The following is a 17395-nucleotide window of genomic DNA, read 5'->3' as shown; positions in this document are numbered from 1 at the left end:
CCCCCGCACCACCGAGTCCACAGGAAGAGATCCAGCACATGGCACACGTCTGGCAGGGCGTCATCAACGAGTACCGGGACCGGCTGCCGGTCTCCGGCTCCACCGAGGTCATCACGATGGGGGAGGGCGGTACGCCGCTGATCCGGGCGCGCGCCCTCTCGGAGCTCACCGGCAACACCGTCTGGCTGAAGTTCGAGGGCATGAACCCGACCGGCTCGTTCAAGGACCGGGGCATGACCATGGCGATCACGAAGGCCAAGGAGGAGGGCGCCGAGGCCGTCGTGTGCGCCTCGACCGGCAACACCTCCGCCTCCGCCGCGGCCTACGCCAAGCAGGCCGGGCTCACGTGCGCGGTGCTCGTGCCGGAGGGGCGGATCGCCATGGGCAAGCTCTCCCAGGCCGTGGCGCACGGCGCGGACATCATCCAGGTGGACGGCAACTTCGACAACTGCCTCGACGTGGCCCGCAAGCTCTCCGAGTCCTACCCCGTGTTCCTCGTCAACTCCGTGAACCCGTACCGGATCGAGGGCCAGAAGACCGGGGCGTTCGAGGTGGTCGACACCCTCGGCGACGCCCCGGACCTGCACATCCTGCCGGTCGGCAACGCCGGCAACATCACCGCGTACTGGAAGGGCTACCAGGAGTACGCCCGGCCCTACGCCTCCGCCACGGCGGGGGAGCTGCCGGCCGTCTCGACGAAGCTGCCCGTGATGTGGGGCTTCCAGGCCGAGGGCGCGGCCCCGCTGGTCCTCGGTCACCCCGTCACGGAGCCCGAGACCATCGCGACCGCCATCCGGATCGGCAACCCCGCCTCCTGGGACTCGGCGATCGCCGCCCGCGACGAGTCCGGCGGGCTCATCGGCTCCGTCTCGGACGACGAGATCCTGACCGCCCACCGGTGGCTCTCGGCCAAGGAGGGCGTGTTCGTCGAGCCGGGCTCCGCCGCGGGCGTGGCCGGCCTGCTCCAGAAGCACGCCGCGGGGGAGGCCCCCACGGGGCAGACGGTGGTCATCACCGTGACCGGCCACGGTCTCAAGGACCCGCAGTGGGCGATCAAGGCCGCCGAGCGGGAGGACCCCTCGCTGGCCGAGCCCACGCGCGTGCCCTTCGACGTGGTCGCCGTCGCCGCCGCGCTGGGCCTGGAGTAGTCCCGGATGTTCGAGATCGGCCAGCGGGTGGCGGTGAGCGTCCCCGGCTCCACCGGCAACGTGGGCCCGGGCTACGACAGCCTGGGCCTGGCCCTGGGCCACTACGACGACCTCGCCGTCACCGTGACCGGCGGCGGCCTGGAGTTCGAGCTGCACGGGGAGGGCTCCGCGTCCGTGCCCCGGTCCGCGGAGCACCTGGTGGTCCGCGCCATGCGGGCCGCCTTCCGGGCCGCGGGCGTCGAGGAGCTGCCGGGGCTGCGGCTCGAGGCGACCAACCGGATCCCGCACGGCCGCGGGATGGGCTCGAGCGCCTCGGCCGTGGTGGCCGGCGTGCTCGCGGCGAACGCGCTGCTGCCCGCTGAGCGCGCCCTCGACGACCGGCGACTGCTCCAGGTCGCCGCCGCGATGGAGGGCCATCCGGACAACGTGGCCCCCTCCCTCTTCGGGGGGCTCGTGATCTCGTGGACCGACGCGGACGGCTACCGCAGCGCTCCCGTGACCGTCCACGAGGACGTCGTGCCGGTGGTGGCGATCCCCGACTTCGAGGTCCCCACCCGCCTCGCCCGCACCCTGCTGCCCGCGACCGTCCCGCACCACGACGCCGCGGTCAACGCCGGGCGGACGGCCCTGCTCGTCGAAGCCCTCACGCGGCGACCCGAGCTGCTGCTGCCCGCCACCGAGGACCGGCTGCACCAGCCGTACCGGGCCTCGGCCATGCCCCCCAGCGCCCGGCTGATGGCCGCGCTGCGGGCCCGCGGGCTGCCGGCCATGATCTCCGGGGCCGGGCCGACCGTCCTGGTCCTCGCCGGGGACCGGGACCAGGCGCAGGAGACGGAGCAGGCCCTCGCGGAGCTCGCCGCCCCCGGGGCCGATTCCGTCTCCTGGCGTGTCCTCCGTCTGCGCGTCGACGGTCAGGGTGCTAAGCTGGAGAGGCACCCGCAGCAGATCCAGGGGTAGGAGACCGCGCCCGGCGCGGCGAGGACAGCGGGCATCATGAGGGGCAGCGCCCCGGTCGGATGCCCCGGGGTCCTCGGCTCCACCGCCTCAGATCCTCCGGTGATCCCCCGCCGGCACCGGCTTCTTCGATGCCGTCGGCGCCCCGGCCCGCACCGACACGGACCGGAGCGCACCATGATCTCCGGGTGACACCTTGTTCGCCCAGGCTGCCGCGCCCTGAAGTGCGCCCCGCCGCAGGCGGCCCGCGATCGCGGCCCGCCGGGAACCATCCACGGTCCTGGACTCTGAGATCCATGGGCCCCCCACCGAGGGAGAAGGACACTTCGTGACCGAGACCACCGACCTTTCCACAGGTACGGAAGAGACCACCACCAGCGACCCCCGGAACGCGGGACTGTCCGCGCTCAAGCTGGCCCAGCTGCAGGCGCTCGCCTCCCAGCTCGGGATCACCGGCGCCCGCCGGATGCGCAAGAGCCTGCTGGTCGACGCGATCGCCGCCCACCAGCGCGGCGGCGCCGTCGCCGACCGGGACCAGGCCGTCGAGCAGAAGATCGCGCAGACGGTCGAGAAGACCGCCGACGGCGGCGCCGACCAGGGCGCCGCCCCGGCCGCCGCCACGACCGGCGAGGACTCCTCCGCCGCGCAGGGCGCCGACGGCGGCCAGCCGCAGCGGCGCTCGCGCTCCCGCCGCGCCACGAGCACCGGTGTGGTGTCCGTCCCCGCGCAGCAGGGCTCCGAGCAGCAGGACGCCGCCCAGCAGACCGCGGCGCAGGGCGCCACCGAGCAGCAGCCGGCCGACCAGCCCGCTCCCGCCGAGGACTCCTCCGGCGCCGAGGGCGAGGGCGGCCGCAACCGCAACCGCAGCCGCCGCAACCGCAACCGCGACGACAACGGCCAGGGCAACGGCGGCCAGGACTCCGGGCAGGAGACCGACGAGGCGCGCTCCTCCGCCGAGGGCCGTGACGACGACCAGCCGAAGCAGGACCGGAGCCGCAACCAGAACCGCGGCCAGGACAACCGGGGCCAGGACAACCGCCAGGACAAGGGTGGCCAGGACCGGGGCGACGGCCGCGGCCGGCGCGACGGCCGGTCCGAGGGCGGGAAGTCCCAGGACGGCAAGGGCCAGGACAACCGGCAGGACAAGGGCGGCCAGGACAACCGCCAGGACAGCCGCCAGGACAAGGGCGGCCAGGACAACCGGCAGGACAAGGGCGGTCAGGACAACCGGGGTCAGGACAACCGTCAGGACGACGGCGGCAGCCGCCGCAGCCGTCGCAACCGCAACCGCAACGACCGCGACCGGGACCGCAGCGACCGCAACGACCGCGCCGAGCGCAACGAGCGGCGCAACCGCCGCGGGCGCAGCACCGGCCCCGAGGTCGACGACACGGAGTTCACCGAGGACGACGTCCTGCTGCCCGTCGCCGGCATCCTGGACGTGCTCGACAACTACGCGTTCGTGCGCACCTCCGGCTACCTCCCCGGCCCGAACGACGTCTACGTCAGCCTCGCCCAGGTCAAGAAGCACAACCTGCGCAAGGGCGACGCCGTGGTCGGCGCCATCCGCGCCCCCCGCGACGGCGAGCAGCAGAACGCCACGCGGCAGAAGTTCAACGCGCTGGTCCAGCTCACCACGGTCAACGGCAAGAAGACCGAGGAGAACAAGGACCGCGTGGACTTCGGGAAGCTGATCCCGCTGTACCCGCAGGAGCGCCTGCGCCTCGAGACGGAGCCCAAGAAGATCGGGCCCCGCGTCGTCGACCTCGTCGCCCCCATCGGCAAGGGCCAGCGCGGGCTGATCGTCTCCCCGCCGAAGGCCGGCAAGACGCTGATGCTGCAGGCGATCGCCAACGCGATCACCACGAACAACCCCGAGGTCCACCTCATGATGGTGCTCGTCGACGAGCGCCCCGAGGAGGTCACGGACATGCAGCGCACGGTCAAGGGCGAGGTCATCGCCTCGACCTTCGACCGCCCGGCGGACGACCACACCACGGTCGCCGAGCTCGCGATCGAGCGCGCCAAGCGGCTCGTGGAGATGGGCATGGACGTGGTGGTCCTCCTGGACTCCATGACCCGCCTGGGCCGTGCCTACAACCTCTCGGCCCCCGCCTCCGGCCGCATCCTCTCCGGCGGCGTGGACTCCGCGGCGCTGTACCCGCCGAAGAAGTTCTTCGGGGCGGCCCGCAACATCGAGAACGGCGGCTCGCTCACGATCCTCGCGACCGCCCTCGTGGAGACCGGGTCCAAGATGGACGAGGTCATCTTCGAGGAGTTCAAGGGCACCGGCAACATGGAGCTGCGCCTGTCCCGCTCGCTCGCGGACAAGCGGATCTACCCGGCCGTGGACGTCAACTCCTCGGGCACCCGCCGCGAGGAGAACCTCCTCTCCCCGGACGAGATCAAGATCATGTGGAAGCTGCGCCGCGTCCTCTCCGGGCTCGACCAGCAGCAGGCCCTCGAGCTGCTCACGAACAAGCTGCGGGACACCCAGTCCAACACCGAGTTCCTGCTCCAGGTGCAGAAGACCACGCTGTCGGCCCGCGCCGAGAGCGACCGCTAGCACGCCCCCGCCGCCGCGGCCCCGACCGGTTCGACCGGACGGGGCCGCGGCGGCGTCGTCGTGCCCACCACCGCCCGACCCTCTCCGCCGCCTCCGAAGGAGCGCCCCATGCCGGATCCCATCCAGTCCCTGCTCGACGAGCACGCCGAGCTGCAGCGCCAGCTCGCCGACCCCGCCGTGCACGCGGAGCAGGGCAGGGCGCGCAAGCTCGGGCGCCGCTACGCCGAGCTCAACGGCATCGTCGAGGCCCACCACCGGGTGCACCGCCTCGAGGAGGACCTGGGGGCGGCGCGCGAGCTCGCCGCCGAGGAGCCCGAGTTCGCGGAGGAGATCCCGGCCCTCGAGGAGCAGCTCGCGGCGGCCCGCGAGAAGCTGCGCCGGCTGCTCGTCCCGCGCGACCCCGACGACGGGCGCAACGTGATCCTCGAGGTCAAGGCGGGGGAGGGCGGCGACGAGTCCGCGCTCTTCGCCGGGGACCTGCTGCGCATGTACCTCAAGTACGCGGAGTCCCGCGGCTGGAAGACCGAGTTCATCTCGACCAACGACTCCGACCTGGGCGGCTACAAGGACGTGCAGGTCGCGATCAAGTCGAACGCCACGGACCCCGCCGAGGGCGTGTGGGCGCGGCTGAAGTACGAGGGCGGGGTGCACCGCGTCCAGCGCGTGCCCGTCACCGAGTCGCAGGGCCGGATCCACACCTCCGCCGCGGCGGTGCTCGTCTTCCCGGAGGTCGACGAGCCCGAGGAGGTCGAGATCAGCCAGAACGACCTGAAGATCGACGTCTACCGCTCCTCCGGGCCCGGCGGCCAGTCCGTGAACACCACGGACTCCGCGGTCCGCATCACCCACCTGCCCACCGGCATCGTGGTGGCGATGCAGAACGAGAAGTCGCAGCTGCAGAACCGCGAGGCCGCGATGCGGGTGCTGCGCGCCCGCATCCTGGCCCACCAGCAGGAGCAGATCGACGCGGACAACGCCGCGCAGCGCCGCTCCCAGGTCCGGACCATGGACCGGTCCGAGCGGATCCGCACCTACAACTTTCCCGAGAACCGGATCAACGACCACCGCACCGGGTACAAGGCGTACAACCTCGACCACGTCATGGCGGGGGACCTCGAGCCGGTCGTGCGCTCGGCCATCGAGATGGACGAGCAGGCCCAGCTCGAGGCCATCGGCCAGCAGGACGGCTGAGCGGGGCCCCGGGATGACGAGGTCACTGGGCCAGGCGGTGCGCTGGGCGGAGCAGGTGCTCGCCGAGGCGGGGATCGACTCCGCGCGCACCGACGCGCTGCTGCTCGCCGGCCACCTCACCGGGCTGTCCCGGGGGGAGGTCGAGGCGAGAGCCATCATCGGCGGGGACGAGCCCGCGGGGTACGCGGAGCTCGTGGCCGAGCGCGCCCGCCGGATCCCGCTGCAGCACCTCACGGGCGTCGCCCACTTCCGCTACCTGACGCTGGCGGTCGGGCCCGGGGTGTTCGTGCCCCGGCCCGAGACGGAGACCGTGGTGCAGGCCGTGGTCGACGAGCTGCGCGAGCAGCTGGCCGCGGGCGTGCACCGCCCGCACGTGGTGGACCTGGGCACGGGCTCCGGGGCGATCGCCGCCTCGGTGGCCCACGAGGTGCCGCAGGCCCGCGTGCACGCCGTGGAGCTCTCCGGGACCGCCCACGCCTGGGCGGCCGAGAACCTGCGCGGGACGCGCGCGGAGCTCGTCCGGGGCGACCTGCGCACCGCGTTCCCGGAGCTCGAGGGACGCTGCGACGTGGTGGTCTCCAATCCGCCGTACATCCCCGCGGACGCGGTCCCGCGCGAGCCGGAGGCCCGGGAGCACGACCCCGACCTCGCCCTGTACGGGGGCGGGGAGGACGGGCTCGACCTCCCGCGGGCGGCCCTGGCCTCGGCCCTGCGGCTGCTGCGCCCCGGGGGGTTCTTCGTCATGGAGCACGCCGAGGTGCAGGCCCGCGCCGTGGCGCACGCCTTCCGCGCCGCGGGCCTCGAGGACGTCGAGGGCCACCAGGACCTGACGGGCCGGGACCGGGCCACGGCCGGCCGGACGCCCGTTCAGGGCCGCGCCCGCACGACCGGAATGGGAGAATGGACGCCGTGAACTCCACCGTCTACGACTGCAGCAGCATCGCCCAGCGCACCGCCGGGCTCAAGCACGCCGCGCGCGCCCTCGCGGCCGACGCGTGCGTGGTCCTGCCCACCGACACCGTCTACGGGATCGGGGCCAACGCGTTCTCCGCCCGGGGCGTCGCGACCCTGCTCGCCGCCAAGGGCCGGTCCCGGGCCATGCCCCCGCCCGTGCTCATCGCCCACGCCGGGGTGCTCGACGGCCTGGCCGACGAGGTCTCCGACGACGCCCGCGCGCTGGCCCGGGCCTTCTGGCCCGGCGGTCTGACCCTGATCTTCCACTCCCACCCCTCGCTGGGCTGGGACCTGGGGGAGACCCACGGGACCGTGGCCCTGCGGGTGCCCGACGACGAGCTCGCCCAGGCGCTGCTCATCGAGAGCGGCCCGCTGGCCGTGTCCTCGGCCAACCGCACCGGCCACCCGGCCGCGTCGACGGCCGGGGCCGCGGTGGACATGCTCGGGGACTCCGTGGAGCTCTACCTGGACGGCGGCCCGCGGCCCGTCGGCGGACCGGCCGACCGGGACCCGGTCCCCTCCACGATCGTGGACTGCACGGGGGAGACCCCGCTGCTGGTGCGCCACGGCACCGTGAGCCTGGCCCGGCTGCGCTCGGTGGTGCCCTCGGTGGTGCCGGCGGACGGCGACGAGGAGCTCGACAGCGCCCCCGCCCCGGGTGCGGGTCCCGCGGAGCCCGGCGCCGGCCGCCCGGCGGCCTCGGGATCGCACGCCGTGAGCGAGCCCGATCCGGAGGCCGTGCCGCCCGCGGCGGAGCCCGCCGACCCGGAGGGCGCGGCCGCACCCGCGGACCGGCAGCCCCCGGTGCCCGGGCCGGCGCGGGCCGCGACGGCGCAGGGCCTGGCCGCCGCGCTCGTGGCGCGCTCCGCGGCGGGCGCGCGCCCGGCCGTGGACCAGGACCGCACCCGCGTCCAGCGGCCCGGGGCGCCGGGGCAGCCGCGGCCGCTGCCGGTCGAGGAGGCCGCCCGGCTCGTGGCGCGCGGCAGCGGCGAGGCCTGAGCACCGTCCCGGGAGCCGCCCGGCGCGGCCCCGAGCAGCTCTGCTGGGCTCAGCCCCGGCCGGCGGCCAGGTGCGCCTGGCGCAGGACCTCGCTGATCCGCGGCTCGGGGACCGCGTCGTGCTCCTCCGCCCAGCCGCGCACCTGGCGCTGACCGAACCAGGTGACCTCGAGCCGGCGGAACACGCCGTGCCACCGGTGCCCGGCCAGGGCCGAGACCGCGAACCCGGCGTCCACGACGAGCCGGCACAGCAGCACGGGGAGGTGGCGCGGCTCCCGGCGGCCCGCGTCCCGCAGGATGGAGCCGGTCGTGGCGCCCTCCCAGGGCTGCAGCACGACCGGCGGCAGCGCCTCCCCGTGGCGTCCGACCCGGGAGACGAACTCGGCCAGGGCGTGCACGGACGTCACCGGGGTGGGCGCGCCGCCGTCGCCGGCCACCGAGCTCAGCGGTGAGGACGCGAAACGGGCCAGCCGCGCGGTGGTGCGCCGGCCGGAGCCCTGCACCGAGGTCGCGCGCAGCACCGTGATCGCGGGCGCCCCGTCCTCGCCCGCCCAGTCGCGGCGCAGCTTCAGGAGCGCGCTCTCGCCGAGGGCCTTGGAGAAGGAGTAGGGGGAGAACGGTCGGACCGTGGGCGTCTCGTCGAGGACGTCGACGTCGCCCTGGACGGCCGCGGAGCTGACGTGCACGATCCGGCGCACGCTCGTGCGGCGCGCCGCGAGCGCCACGAGCACCGGCAACAGCGCGTTCGCCCCCACGAGGGACTCCTCGTGCGTCTGGTCCGGGGCCGCCAGGCCCGCCGCGTTGACGACCACGTGGGCACCGGCGAAGGACTCGGCGAGGTAGTCGATGACGGACTCGAGCCGGCCGGCCTGCTGGAGCAGGTGGTGGACCGTGCGCGCCCCGGACCCCAGCCGCGGCGCGGAGACCGGGACCACCGTCTGGCCGTCCGCCTGCAGCCGGGCCACGGTCGCGGAACCCACGAACCCCGTCGCTCCCAGGACTGCCCACGTCGTCGATGTCACGGTGCTTCCTCTCTGCCGGTCGCTTCCGGTCGCCGTCGTCCGGGCCCGGATTCCTGCGCTCATCGTACAGACCGGCCCACCGCCGGGGCGGGGCGACGCGGCCCGCCGGCCCGGCCGCCCGGGCACCGCTTGCTAGACTCGGCACGTTCCGGCGCCCGCCCGCGGCACCGTGCCGGACCCCGCACCCGTTCCCGCACTGCCCGTCACCGCACAGCCCGTCACCCCCTGGAGGAGCCGCATGCCGTCCGACCCCACGCCCACCCCCACGGTGGCGGTGGCCTGCGTGACCCAGGACCGGCACGAGGACGTCCTCGCGCTCGTCGCCGCGCTGCGGGAGCAGACGGTGCCCGTCGCCTCCCTGTGCCTCGTCGACGCGGGGCGCGAGGCGCTGCCGCGGGAGGTGCTCGAGGAGGCGATCGGCGGCCGGTTCGCGCTCGAGCTCGTGCGCTCCCTCGCCAACCTGGGCGGGGCCGGCGGGTTCTCCCTCGCGATCCTGACCGCGCTCGCCACCGGTGCCGACCGGGTGTGGCTCATGGACGACGACGCCCACCCGGAGGGCCCCGACTGCCTCGAGATCCTCCTGCAGGAGGCCGCGCGGCGGGAGCTGTCGGTCGTCTCCCCGCTCGTCGTGGCACCCCAGGACCACGGCGCTCTGGCCTTCTCCTACCGCCTCGAGGGGCGGATGACCCACTCCCGGGCGGACCTGGAGCCGCTCGGCTTCCTGCCCGGCTACGCCACCTTCTTCAACGGCGCCCTGATGGCCGAGCACGTCTTCTTCACGGTCGGGTTGCCGGACCTCAAGCTCTTCCTGCGCGGCGACGAGGTCGACTTCCTGGTGCGGCTGCGCCGCTCCGGGCTGCCCTTCGGCACCACCACCCGCACCGCCGTGGCGCACCCGCCGGGCTGGGACGAGGAGCACGTCGTGGTCCCCGGCCGGCTCAAGGTCGTGGTGCCCGGGACGGAGTTCAAGCGCGAGCACTTCTTCCGCAACCGGGGCTGGACCACGTGGCGGTACAAGCGGGTCGTCCAGCTCGGGGCCGACCTCGTCGGCTACCCCCTCTTCTACCTCCGCCGGCGGGACGTGCGCGGTCTCGCGTCCTGGGCGAGCCGCTACGCCGGCGGGATGCGCGGCCGCGGCTTCGGCGGGCCGCGGTGACCCCGTGAGCCCGCACCCCGCGCTCGAGTTCTCCGTGCTCATGCCCGTCTACCGCGCCGACACCGCGGAGCGGGTGCGCCGGGCGGCCGAGTCGGCCACCGTCGAGCAGCGGCGCCGGCCCGCCGAGCTCGTCGTCGTGCGGGACGGCCCCGTCCCCGCGGCGCTGGAGGCCGAGCTGGACCGCCTGGTGCGCGAGCTCCCCGTGCCCGTGGTGCGGGTCGACCTGGAGCGCAACGAGGGCCTCACCGCGGCGCTCACCGCCGGTCTGGACCGGTGCCGGCACGACGTGGTGGCCCGCGCCGACGCCGACGACGTCTCCTACCCCCGCCGCTTCGCGGTGCAGCTGCCCGTGATCGAGGCCGGGGCCGACCTGGTGGGCTCGTCGATGCACGAGATCGGCGACGACGAGCGGACCCCGATCGCCCTGCGCCGCGCCCCGGTGGGGGAGCGGGACATCCTCTCCGTCTCCCGGCGCCGCAACCCCGTGAGCCACCCGACGGTGGTGTTCCGGCGCTCGGCGGTGCGGGCGGCCGGCGGCTACGAGCACGTGCCCCTGGCCGAGGACTACTGGCTGTGGGTGCGGATGCTGCGCGCGGGCGCCGACGTGCGCAACGTGGCCGAACCGCTGGTCGGCTACCGGGTCTCGGCGGGCTCCTACGAGCGGCGCGGCGGGTGGCGCGTGCTCCGCGCGGAGCTCGCCCTCCAGGCCCGCCTGCGCGGGATCGGCCACGTCGGTTTCCTACAATGGGTGCGCAACGTGGTGGTGCGCGGCGGCTACCGGTTCGTCCCCACCCGGCTCCGGGAGCTCGCCTACCGGGCCATGGTCGGCGCACCCCGCCGCTGACCGTCCCGCACCGGCACCCTCCCCGCCCGGCCCCCCGGCTCCGGCACCGACCACGAAAGGAACTTTTGCGATGAGTGGTTCGCCCGAGCGCACCGCCGGCACGGCGGTGCCCCCCGGGGGTCCCGCCGCGGGGTTCCCGCCCCGCGGCGCCCCGCAGGACAGGCCCGTGGCGTGGCTGTGGATCCAGATGCTGCTGGACTCCGTCGCCTGGGTCGTGGCCCTCGTGCTCGCCCTGGTGCTGCGCTACGAGATGGAGCTCCAGTTCATCAGCGCCCCCGGGCTGCTGCTGGTGTCCCTCGTGGCCGTGGCCGCCCAGCTCGTCGTCGGCTTCTCCTTCGCCCTGTACAAGGGGCGGTACTCCTTCGGCAGCTTCGACGAGGCCAAGCTCCTCGTGGTGGTCACCCTCATCGTCACGGCCGTGGTCCAGGTGCTGCTCCTCGTGGTGGGCACGAGCATCGGCATCCCGCGCTCCACCGCCCTCATCGCGTTCCCCTTCGCGTGCCTGTTCATGGCCGCCTTCCGCTACCTCAAGCGGATGTACCAGGAGGCCTCCGCCCGTCCGGGCGCCTCCGCCCAGCACGTGGTGGTCTACGGCGCCGGCTACCTCGGGACCTTCCTCATCCAGCGGATGATGCAGGACCCGCACTCGGAGTTCCTGCCCGTGGCCCTGCTCGACGACGACCCCGCCAAGAAGCACCTGCGGATCTCCTCCGTGCCCGTGCTCGGCACCCTGCACGACCTCCGCGACGTCATGGCCCGCACCCGCGCCTCGGTGCTGATCGTGGCGATGTCCGGCGCGGACCCCCGGATCATGCACCGGGTCGCGGACGCCGTGGCCGGCACCGGGATCCGGGTCATGACCATGCCCCCGCTCGGCGAGGTGCTCACCGCCAAGCACCAGGGCGCGGACTTCCGGGACATCAGCATGGAGGACCTCATCGGCCGCCGCCCCGTCGACATCGACGTCGAGGAGATCGCCGGCTACGTGAAGGGCCGCCGCGTCCTGGTGACCGGCGCCGGCGGCTCCATCGGCTCCGAGCTGTGCCGCCAGCTCGTCGGCTTCGAGCCCGCCGAGCTGATCATGGTGGACCGCGACGAGTCCGCGCTGCAGGGCACCCAGATCTCCATCACGGGGCGCGGCCTGCTCGACGGCCGCGACACCGTCCTCGCCGACATCCGCGACCCGGAGTCGGTCGGGACGATCTTCCGCGACCGCCGCCCCCAGGTGGTCTTCCACGCGGCCGCCCTCAAGCACGTTTCCCTGCTCGAGCAGTACCCGGACGAGGCGTGGAAGACCAACGTCGTCGGCACCCTCAACGTGCTGCAGGCCGCGGAGGAGGCGGAGGTCGAGGTCTTCGTCAACATCTCGACCGACAAGGCCGCCAACCCCACCACGGCCCTGGGCCACTCCAAGCGCGTCGCCGAGAAGCTCACGGCGTGGATGGCGGACCGCACCGGGCGCCGGTACGTCTCGGTGCGCTTCGGCAACGTCTTCGGCTCCCGGGGCTCGATGCTCCCCCTCTTCACCGAGCAGATCCGGCAGGGCGGCCCGATCACGGTGACGCACGCGGAGGCCACCCGCTACTTCATGACCATCCCGGAGGCCTGCCAGCTCGTGATCCAGGCGGGGGCGATCGCCCGCGGCGGCGAGGTGCTGATCCTGGACATGGGCGAGCCCGTGCGGATCATGGACATCGCCGAGCGGCTGCGCGTGATGAGCGGGCGCGAGGACATCGAGATCGAGATCACCGGGCTGCGCCCGGGGGAGAAGCTGCACGAGGACCTCATCGGCCTCGGCGAGAAGGACGAGCGGCCCTTCCACCCCAAGATCTCCCACGCGCGCGCCGACCGCCTCGACCCCGCCCAGCTGGACCGGCACACCTGGAAGGTGCGCGGCGGCATGGTCTACACGGGCACGATCCCCGTCGTCAGACCGTCCACGCAGCCGCCGCCCACGTCGGTCCAGCGCCCGCGCAGTTCCTCGGGGCGGGCGTCGTGAGCCCGGCCCCGGTCGTGCTGCTCCCCGCCGGGCTCGACCTCACCGACCCGGGCGCCGCCCCCGACCCGGAGGAGCTGCGCCGGCTCGGGGAGCTCGTCCTCACGGTCGGTGTCCCTGCCCTCGTGCTCAGCCTCCTGCTGCCCCTGGCCGTCAAGCCGCTGCTCGCCCGGTGGGGCGTGCTCGACGTCCCCAACGAGCGCTCCTCCCACCACCGCACGGTCGTGCGGGGCATGGGCCTGGCCGTGGCCCTCGCCGTGCTCGCCGCCTACGGCTCCGCCCTGCTCACCGGCGCGATCGAGGTCGACCGCTCCGTCGCGCTCGTGGTCCTGGCCGTGACCGGGCTGTTCGCCGCCCTCGGCTGGGCCGAGGACTACCGGGGCGTGTCCGTGCGGGCGCGCCTGGCCGCGCAGCTGGGCATCGGCCTGGCCGCCACGGCCGTCCTGGTCGCGGTGCTCGGCACCTCCGCCTGGTGGCTGCCCGTGGGCACCCTCGCGATCGCCGCCTACGTGAACATGGCCAACTTCATGGACGGGATCAACGGCATCTCGGGGCTGCACGGCCTCGCCGCGGGGCTGCTGTACGCCTGGGCCGGCGCCTCCAACGACCTGCCGTGGATGATCGCCGCCGGCCTGGCCGTGGCGGGCGGCTTCGCCGGGTTCCTGCCCTGGAACCTCGGCCGCGGCACCGTGTTCCTCGGCGACGTGGGCTCCTACCTGCTGGGCGGCTCGCTGGCCGGCATCGCGGTCGCGGCCTTCCTCTCCGGCGTCTACGTCGAGTACCTCCTGCCTCCGCTCGCGGTCTACGTGGCCGACACCTCCGTGACCCTGCTCCGCCGCGTCCGCGCGGGGGAGGCCTGGTACCGGCCGCACCGCCAGCACGTCTACCAGCAGCTCACCGACGTGGGCCTGTCCCACACGGGCTCCGCGCTCGTCGTCACGGCCGCGACCATCCTCGTCAGCGTCGCCTCGGTCGTGGGCCTGCGCACGGGGCCCGTCGCCACGGCCGTGGCCGGCGCGTTCGTGCTGGCGGTGCTCGCGCTCTACCTGGTGCTGCCCGCGCTGCTCGGGCGCCGTGCGGGCGTCCGCTCCCGAACGGGGACCCGCCCGTGAGCGCGGCCCTGCTCAGCGTCCTGCTCGGCGCGGGGCTGATCGCCGCGAGCCACCTGGTGACCGTACTCGTGGCGCGGGCCACCGCCGGGACGGACGGGCCGGTCGCCGCCCCCGTGCTCGCCGCGACGTACGTGCTGAAGGTGCTCCTGCTCGGCTGGGTCCTGCTCACCGTGCCGGCCCCCGGCTGGCTGGTCCCGGGCTGGGTCGCGGCCGGGGTGCTGGCCGCGCTCGTCGTCTCGCTGGCGCTCGCGGCCCGCGCCGGCGCCCGCGACACCCGCACCGCCCTGGGACCGGTGCTGGAGGCCCGGCGGCGGGCGGCGGCCGAGCACCCGGACGGCCCGGGCGCACCCGGCCCCGCCGGCGACGGCACGCACGACGGCAGGACCCCGGACGAGAGGAAGCAGGACGACCATGAGCACGGACGACCATGAGCGCGGATGACCGCGACGACCCGGCCCGCCCGGACGGGACGCCCCCGCCGGAGGAGGGCCCCGGGGCCCCGCAGGACGGGCCCGCGGAGCGCCCCGGACTGCGCACCGCGGGGGAGCTCGTGGAGGGCGGAGGGCTCTCCGGAGGCCTCACGACACTCCTCTACGTGGTGATCGGGATGGGGTTCTGGAGTTTGGTAGGGTGGGGGGCGGATCGCGTGCTGGGAACCCGGTGGATCGTGGTCCTGGGAGCGTGCATCGGCGCCGCGTCCGGGATCTACGTCGTGTACCTCCACATGCAGGAGGGACTCCGTCGGAGTCCGTCCTCCGACGGTGCAGATCCTCACAACCCGCACCAGTCCGGCCCGGACTCGGCGCCCCGACCGTGACCACCGGCCAGAGCACTGCAGAAAGGACCCGCATTGAACGCCGCCCTCATCAGGCTCCCCGCCACCGGAGGATTCACCGCCCCGACCGTCGACGAGATGCACCTGCCCTACTTCTTCGAGGTGGGCTCCTTCGGCTTCGGCAAGCAGATGGTGCTGGTCCTCCTGTCGGTCGTCCTGATCGCCGGCTTCTTCATGTGGGCCATCCGCCGCAACGCGCTCGTCCCGTCGAAGTCCCAGTACCTCGCCGAGAGCGGCTACGGGTTCGTGCGCAACCACCTCGGCCGGGACATCATCGGTGAGAAGGAGTTCCGCCCCTACGTCCCGCTGCTGTTCACGTTCTTCTTCTTCATCCTGGTGAACAACCTCTTCGGCTCCATCCCGGTGCTGCAGCTGCCGACGCTCTCCCACGCCGGCTCCGCCTACGCCCTCGCCGGGATCGCCTACGTCACCTGGGTGTTCATGGGCATCAAGCGCCACGGCCTCGGCGGGTTCATGAGCAAGATGACCATGCCGCCGGACGTCCCGAAGGCCCTGTACGTCTTCCTCATCCCGATCGAGTTCCTCTCGAACCTGATCATCCGCCCCGTCACGCACGCCCTGCGTGTGTTCGCCACGATGTTCGCCGGCCACCTCGCCCTGATGGTCGCGGCCTCGATGACCGCCTACCTCATCACCAACGGCGGCCTGCTCAGCATCGTCTCCGTGGGCTCCACGGTGCTCGGCGTGTTCATCTACTTCCTGGAGATCCTGATCCAGGTCCTCCAGGCCTACATCTTCACCCTCCTCTTCGCCGTGTACGTCCAGGGCGCCCTGCAAGAGGGCCACTGACACCGGTGGAAGAAGCGGTCCGGCCCCGGCCGGACCCCCGCAGTCCATCCCCGAAATGTTCAGAGCCGACACGGCTACGACGCCCGGCCCCCGGGCACCTAGAAAGGAAATACCCCTCATGACTGGTTCGCTCAGTGCTATCGGTTACGGTCTGGCTGCCATCGGCGGCGGCATCGGCGTGGGTCTGATCTTCGCCGCGTACATGCAGTCCGTCGCCCGCCAGCCGGAGTCGCAGCGCGTGCTCCAGCCGATGCTGTTCTTCGGCTTCGCCGTGGTCGAGGCGCTCGCGATTCTGGGCTTCGTGCTCGCGTTCATCGCCTGAGTGGCGCATCCCGTACAAGTCCTTCCTAGAGAACAGGAATCGCGCACATGACACTCTTGCTGGCAGCCGAGGAAGGGGCGAACCCCCTCGTCCCCAACCTGTGGGAAGTGGCGATCACCCTCATCGGGTTCCTGATCCTGCTCTTCCTCGTCGTCAAGTTCGTCGTGCCGGCGTTCGAGCGGGTCTACCGTGAGCGCACCGAGGCCATCGAAGGTGGCCTGGCCAAGGCGAAGGCCGCGCAGGCCGAGGCCGCCGCCGCCCGCGACGAGTACAACCAGCAGCTCGAGAGCGCGCGCCTGGAAGCTCAGAAGATCCGCGAGGAGGCCCGCCTCGAGGGGGAGAAGATCCTCGCGGACTTCAAGGACCGGGCGAACGCCGAGTCGGCGCGCATCACCGAGAACGCCCACCGCACCATCGAGGCGGAGCGCTCGGCGGCCGTGGTCTCCCTGCGCAACGAGGTGGGCGCCCTGGCGACCACGCTCGCGGCGAAGATCGTGGGCGAGTCCCTCGACGACGACGCCCGGTCCAACCGGGTGGTCGACCGTTTCCTCGCCGACCTCGAGCAGGAGCAGGAGCGGAACGCAGGTGCGGCGCGGTAATGGCAGACGCAACGAACGAATTCACCCAGCAGAGCGCTCGTGAGGTCGAGCGCTGGGCCGGCTCCGCCAGCCCCGCGCTCGCCCGTGAGCTGTTCGCCGTGCTCGCCATCCTCGACGAGAACGGCGCCCTGCGGCGTGCGCTGGCCGACCCCTCCTACGAGGGGCCGCGGCGCGAGCAGGTCGTGCGCCGGATCTTCGCCGACAAGGTCTCCCCGGACGCCGTGGAGATCGTCGCGCACCTCGCCGGTCGGCGCTGGAGCGACGACCGCGAGTTCGCCGACGCCCTCGAGCACGCCGGGGTGTCCCTCACCGCGGCGTCCGCCGAGAACCGCGCCGGACTCCAGGGCCTCGAGCAGGTCGTTGACCAGCTGATCGCGTTCAAGGGGGTGCTGGACGGCTCGCACGAGCTGCAGCGCGCCCTCAGCGACCAGCGCGCCGGGGTCGAGGCCAAGACGCGACTGGCGCACCGGCTGACCCCGGGCGCCTCGGACGAGGCACTGCTCCTCGTGGAGCAGGCCGTGCTCTCGCCGCGCGGAGCCCTGGTCGGCCGTCTGGTCGAGCGCTTCGCGGAGGAGGTGGCGGCCCGCCGGCAGCGGTGGATCGCGCACGTGACCACGTCGCGACCGCTGACCGAGGACCAGCGCGGCCGGCTGCAGCAGCAGCTGAACACGCTGTACGGCAAGGACCTCAAGCTCACCGTGGACGTCGATCCGGCGCTGCTCGGCGGGCTCAAGGTGCAGGTCGGCGAGGAGGTCATCGACGGTTCCGTCGCGGCCCGGCTCGACGAGCTGCGCCAGCGGATCGGCGCCTGAGCGCCGGGGGCGCCCACGACGCCGCCGCGGGCGGGCGCCCCACCGGCCGAACGGCAGCAGCCGGTGGACCAGCGCA

17 protein-coding genes are annotated in these 17395 nt (G+C 73.7%); 16 read left to right on the top strand and 1 reads right to left on the bottom strand.

The window, feature by feature from the left end; translation table 11 throughout:
• Positions 1-38 precede the first annotated feature (38 nt).
• From thrC to RF644_RS13200, 6 genes are all read left to right on the top strand, one after another.
• Positions 39-1148: a threonine synthase gene (gene thrC, locus RF644_RS13225; protein ID WP_109243484.1), complete on the top strand. Its 1110-nt coding sequence runs from the start codon at positions 39-41 to the stop codon at positions 1146-1148.
• A 6-nt stretch (positions 1149-1154) separates the two neighbouring features.
• On the top strand, positions 1155-2105 hold the full coding sequence (thrB, locus tag RF644_RS13220; RefSeq protein WP_368796827.1) for a homoserine kinase: 951 nt from the start codon (positions 1155-1157) through the stop codon (positions 2103-2105).
• 325 nt (positions 2106-2430) lie between these two features.
• On the top strand, positions 2431-4668 hold the full coding sequence (gene rho / locus RF644_RS13215) for a transcription termination factor Rho (protein ID WP_368796826.1): 2238 nt from the start codon (positions 2431-2433) through the stop codon (positions 4666-4668).
• Positions 4669-4776: 108 nt separating this feature from the next.
• Positions 4777-5859 (top strand): peptide chain release factor 1, encoded by a 1083-nt coding sequence (gene prfA, locus RF644_RS13210; RefSeq protein ID WP_095651910.1) that lies wholly within the window; start codon positions 4777-4779, stop codon positions 5857-5859.
• 13 nt (positions 5860-5872) lie between these two features.
• Positions 5873-6772: a peptide chain release factor N(5)-glutamine methyltransferase gene (prmC, locus tag RF644_RS13205; RefSeq protein ID WP_095651911.1), complete on the top strand. Its 900-nt coding sequence runs from the start codon at positions 5873-5875 to the stop codon at positions 6770-6772.
• Positions 6769-7812, top strand: a complete 1044-nt coding sequence (locus RF644_RS13200; protein ID WP_338418592.1) for an L-threonylcarbamoyladenylate synthase — start codon at positions 6769-6771, stop codon at positions 7810-7812. Before prmC ends, RF644_RS13200 begins: the two co-directional genes overlap by 4 nt.
• A gap of 49 nt (positions 7813-7861) precedes the next feature.
• Here the strand turns inward: RF644_RS13200 and RF644_RS13195 are convergent, their stop codons facing one another.
• Entirely contained in the window at positions 7862-8833 is a 972-nt protein-coding gene (locus RF644_RS13195; RefSeq protein ID WP_031283606.1) for an NAD(P)-dependent oxidoreductase, read from the bottom strand.
• A 238-nt stretch (positions 8834-9071) separates the two neighbouring features.
• Here RF644_RS13195 and RF644_RS13190 point away from each other — a divergent pair, with 238 nt between their 5' ends.
• From RF644_RS13190 to RF644_RS13145, 10 genes are all read left to right on the top strand, one after another.
• Positions 9072-9989 carry a glycosyltransferase gene (locus RF644_RS13190; protein ID WP_095651708.1) on the top strand — a complete coding sequence of 306 codons (918 nt, stop codon included), beginning with the start codon at positions 9072-9074 and terminating at the stop codon, positions 9987-9989.
• A 4-nt stretch (positions 9990-9993) separates the two neighbouring features.
• Entirely contained in the window at positions 9994-10833 is an 840-nt protein-coding gene (locus RF644_RS13185) for a glycosyltransferase (protein ID WP_368796825.1), read from the top strand.
• 70 nt (positions 10834-10903) lie between these two features.
• The gene (locus tag RF644_RS13180; RefSeq protein WP_368796824.1) at positions 10904-12832 is read left to right on the top strand and encodes a polysaccharide biosynthesis protein; all 1929 of its coding nucleotides are present in this window, start codon (positions 10904-10906) and stop codon (positions 12830-12832) included.
• Entirely contained in the window at positions 12829-13941 is a 1113-nt protein-coding gene (locus tag RF644_RS13175; protein WP_368796823.1) for a glycosyltransferase family 4 protein, read from the top strand. The genes RF644_RS13180 and RF644_RS13175 overlap by 4 nt, the downstream gene beginning before the upstream one ends.
• Positions 13938-14372 (top strand): hypothetical protein, encoded by a 435-nt coding sequence (locus RF644_RS13170; RefSeq protein WP_368796822.1) that lies wholly within the window; start codon positions 13938-13940, stop codon positions 14370-14372. The genes RF644_RS13175 and RF644_RS13170 overlap by 4 nt, the downstream gene beginning before the upstream one ends.
• Complete coding sequence (locus tag RF644_RS13165) at positions 14369-14758, top strand: hypothetical protein (protein ID WP_368796821.1); 390 nt, start codon at positions 14369-14371, stop codon at positions 14756-14758. Before RF644_RS13170 ends, RF644_RS13165 begins: the two co-directional genes overlap by 4 nt.
• A 33-nt stretch (positions 14759-14791) precedes the next feature.
• Complete coding sequence (gene atpB / locus RF644_RS13160; RefSeq protein ID WP_309057384.1) at positions 14792-15586, top strand: F0F1 ATP synthase subunit A; 795 nt, start codon at positions 14792-14794, stop codon at positions 15584-15586.
• A gap of 118 nt (positions 15587-15704) precedes the next feature.
• On the top strand, positions 15705-15908 hold the full coding sequence (gene atpE, locus RF644_RS13155) for an ATP synthase F0 subunit C (protein WP_017833261.1): 204 nt from the start codon (positions 15705-15707) through the stop codon (positions 15906-15908).
• 47 nt (positions 15909-15955) lie between these two features.
• On the top strand, positions 15956-16507 hold the full coding sequence (locus RF644_RS13150; protein WP_133410898.1) for a F0F1 ATP synthase subunit B: 552 nt from the start codon (positions 15956-15958) through the stop codon (positions 16505-16507).
• Positions 16507-17319: a F0F1 ATP synthase subunit delta gene (locus RF644_RS13145; RefSeq protein WP_368796820.1), complete on the top strand. Its 813-nt coding sequence runs from the start codon at positions 16507-16509 to the stop codon at positions 17317-17319. The genes RF644_RS13150 and RF644_RS13145 overlap by 1 nt, the downstream gene beginning before the upstream one ends.
• The last annotated feature ends 76 nt before the right edge of the window (positions 17320-17395 follow it).

The organism is Kocuria sp. CPCC 205258, from assembly GCF_040981005.1.
GTDB classification, from domain to species: Bacteria; Actinomycetota; Actinomycetes; order Actinomycetales; family Micrococcaceae; genus Kocuria; species Kocuria rosea.
This window is presented reverse-complemented; position numbering and strand designations above follow the sequence as displayed.

Coding starts and splice junctions, on each gene's coding strand:
- thrC (WP_109243484.1), top strand. CDS start 39: ATGGCACACGTCTGGCAGGGCGTCATCAACGAGTACCGGGACCGGCTG.
- thrB (WP_368796827.1), top strand. CDS start 1,155: ATGTTCGAGATCGGCCAGCGGGTGGCGGTGAGCGTCCCCGGCTCCACC.
- prfA (WP_095651910.1), top strand. CDS start 4,777: ATGCCGGATCCCATCCAGTCCCTGCTCGACGAGCACGCCGAGCTGCAG.
- prmC (WP_095651911.1), top strand. CDS start 5,873: ATGACGAGGTCACTGGGCCAGGCGGTGCGCTGGGCGGAGCAGGTGCTC.
- RF644_RS13190 (WP_095651708.1), top strand. CDS start 9,072: ATGCCGTCCGACCCCACGCCCACCCCCACGGTGGCGGTGGCCTGCGTG.
- RF644_RS13180 (WP_368796824.1), top strand. CDS start 10,904: ATGAGTGGTTCGCCCGAGCGCACCGCCGGCACGGCGGTGCCCCCCGGG.
- RF644_RS13165 (WP_368796821.1), top strand. CDS start 14,369: ATGAGCGCGGATGACCGCGACGACCCGGCCCGCCCGGACGGGACGCCC.
- atpE (WP_017833261.1), top strand. CDS start 15,705: ATGACTGGTTCGCTCAGTGCTATCGGTTACGGTCTGGCTGCCATCGGC.
- RF644_RS13150 (WP_133410898.1), top strand. CDS start 15,956: ATGACACTCTTGCTGGCAGCCGAGGAAGGGGCGAACCCCCTCGTCCCC.
- RF644_RS13145 (WP_368796820.1), top strand. CDS start 16,507: ATGGCAGACGCAACGAACGAATTCACCCAGCAGAGCGCTCGTGAGGTC.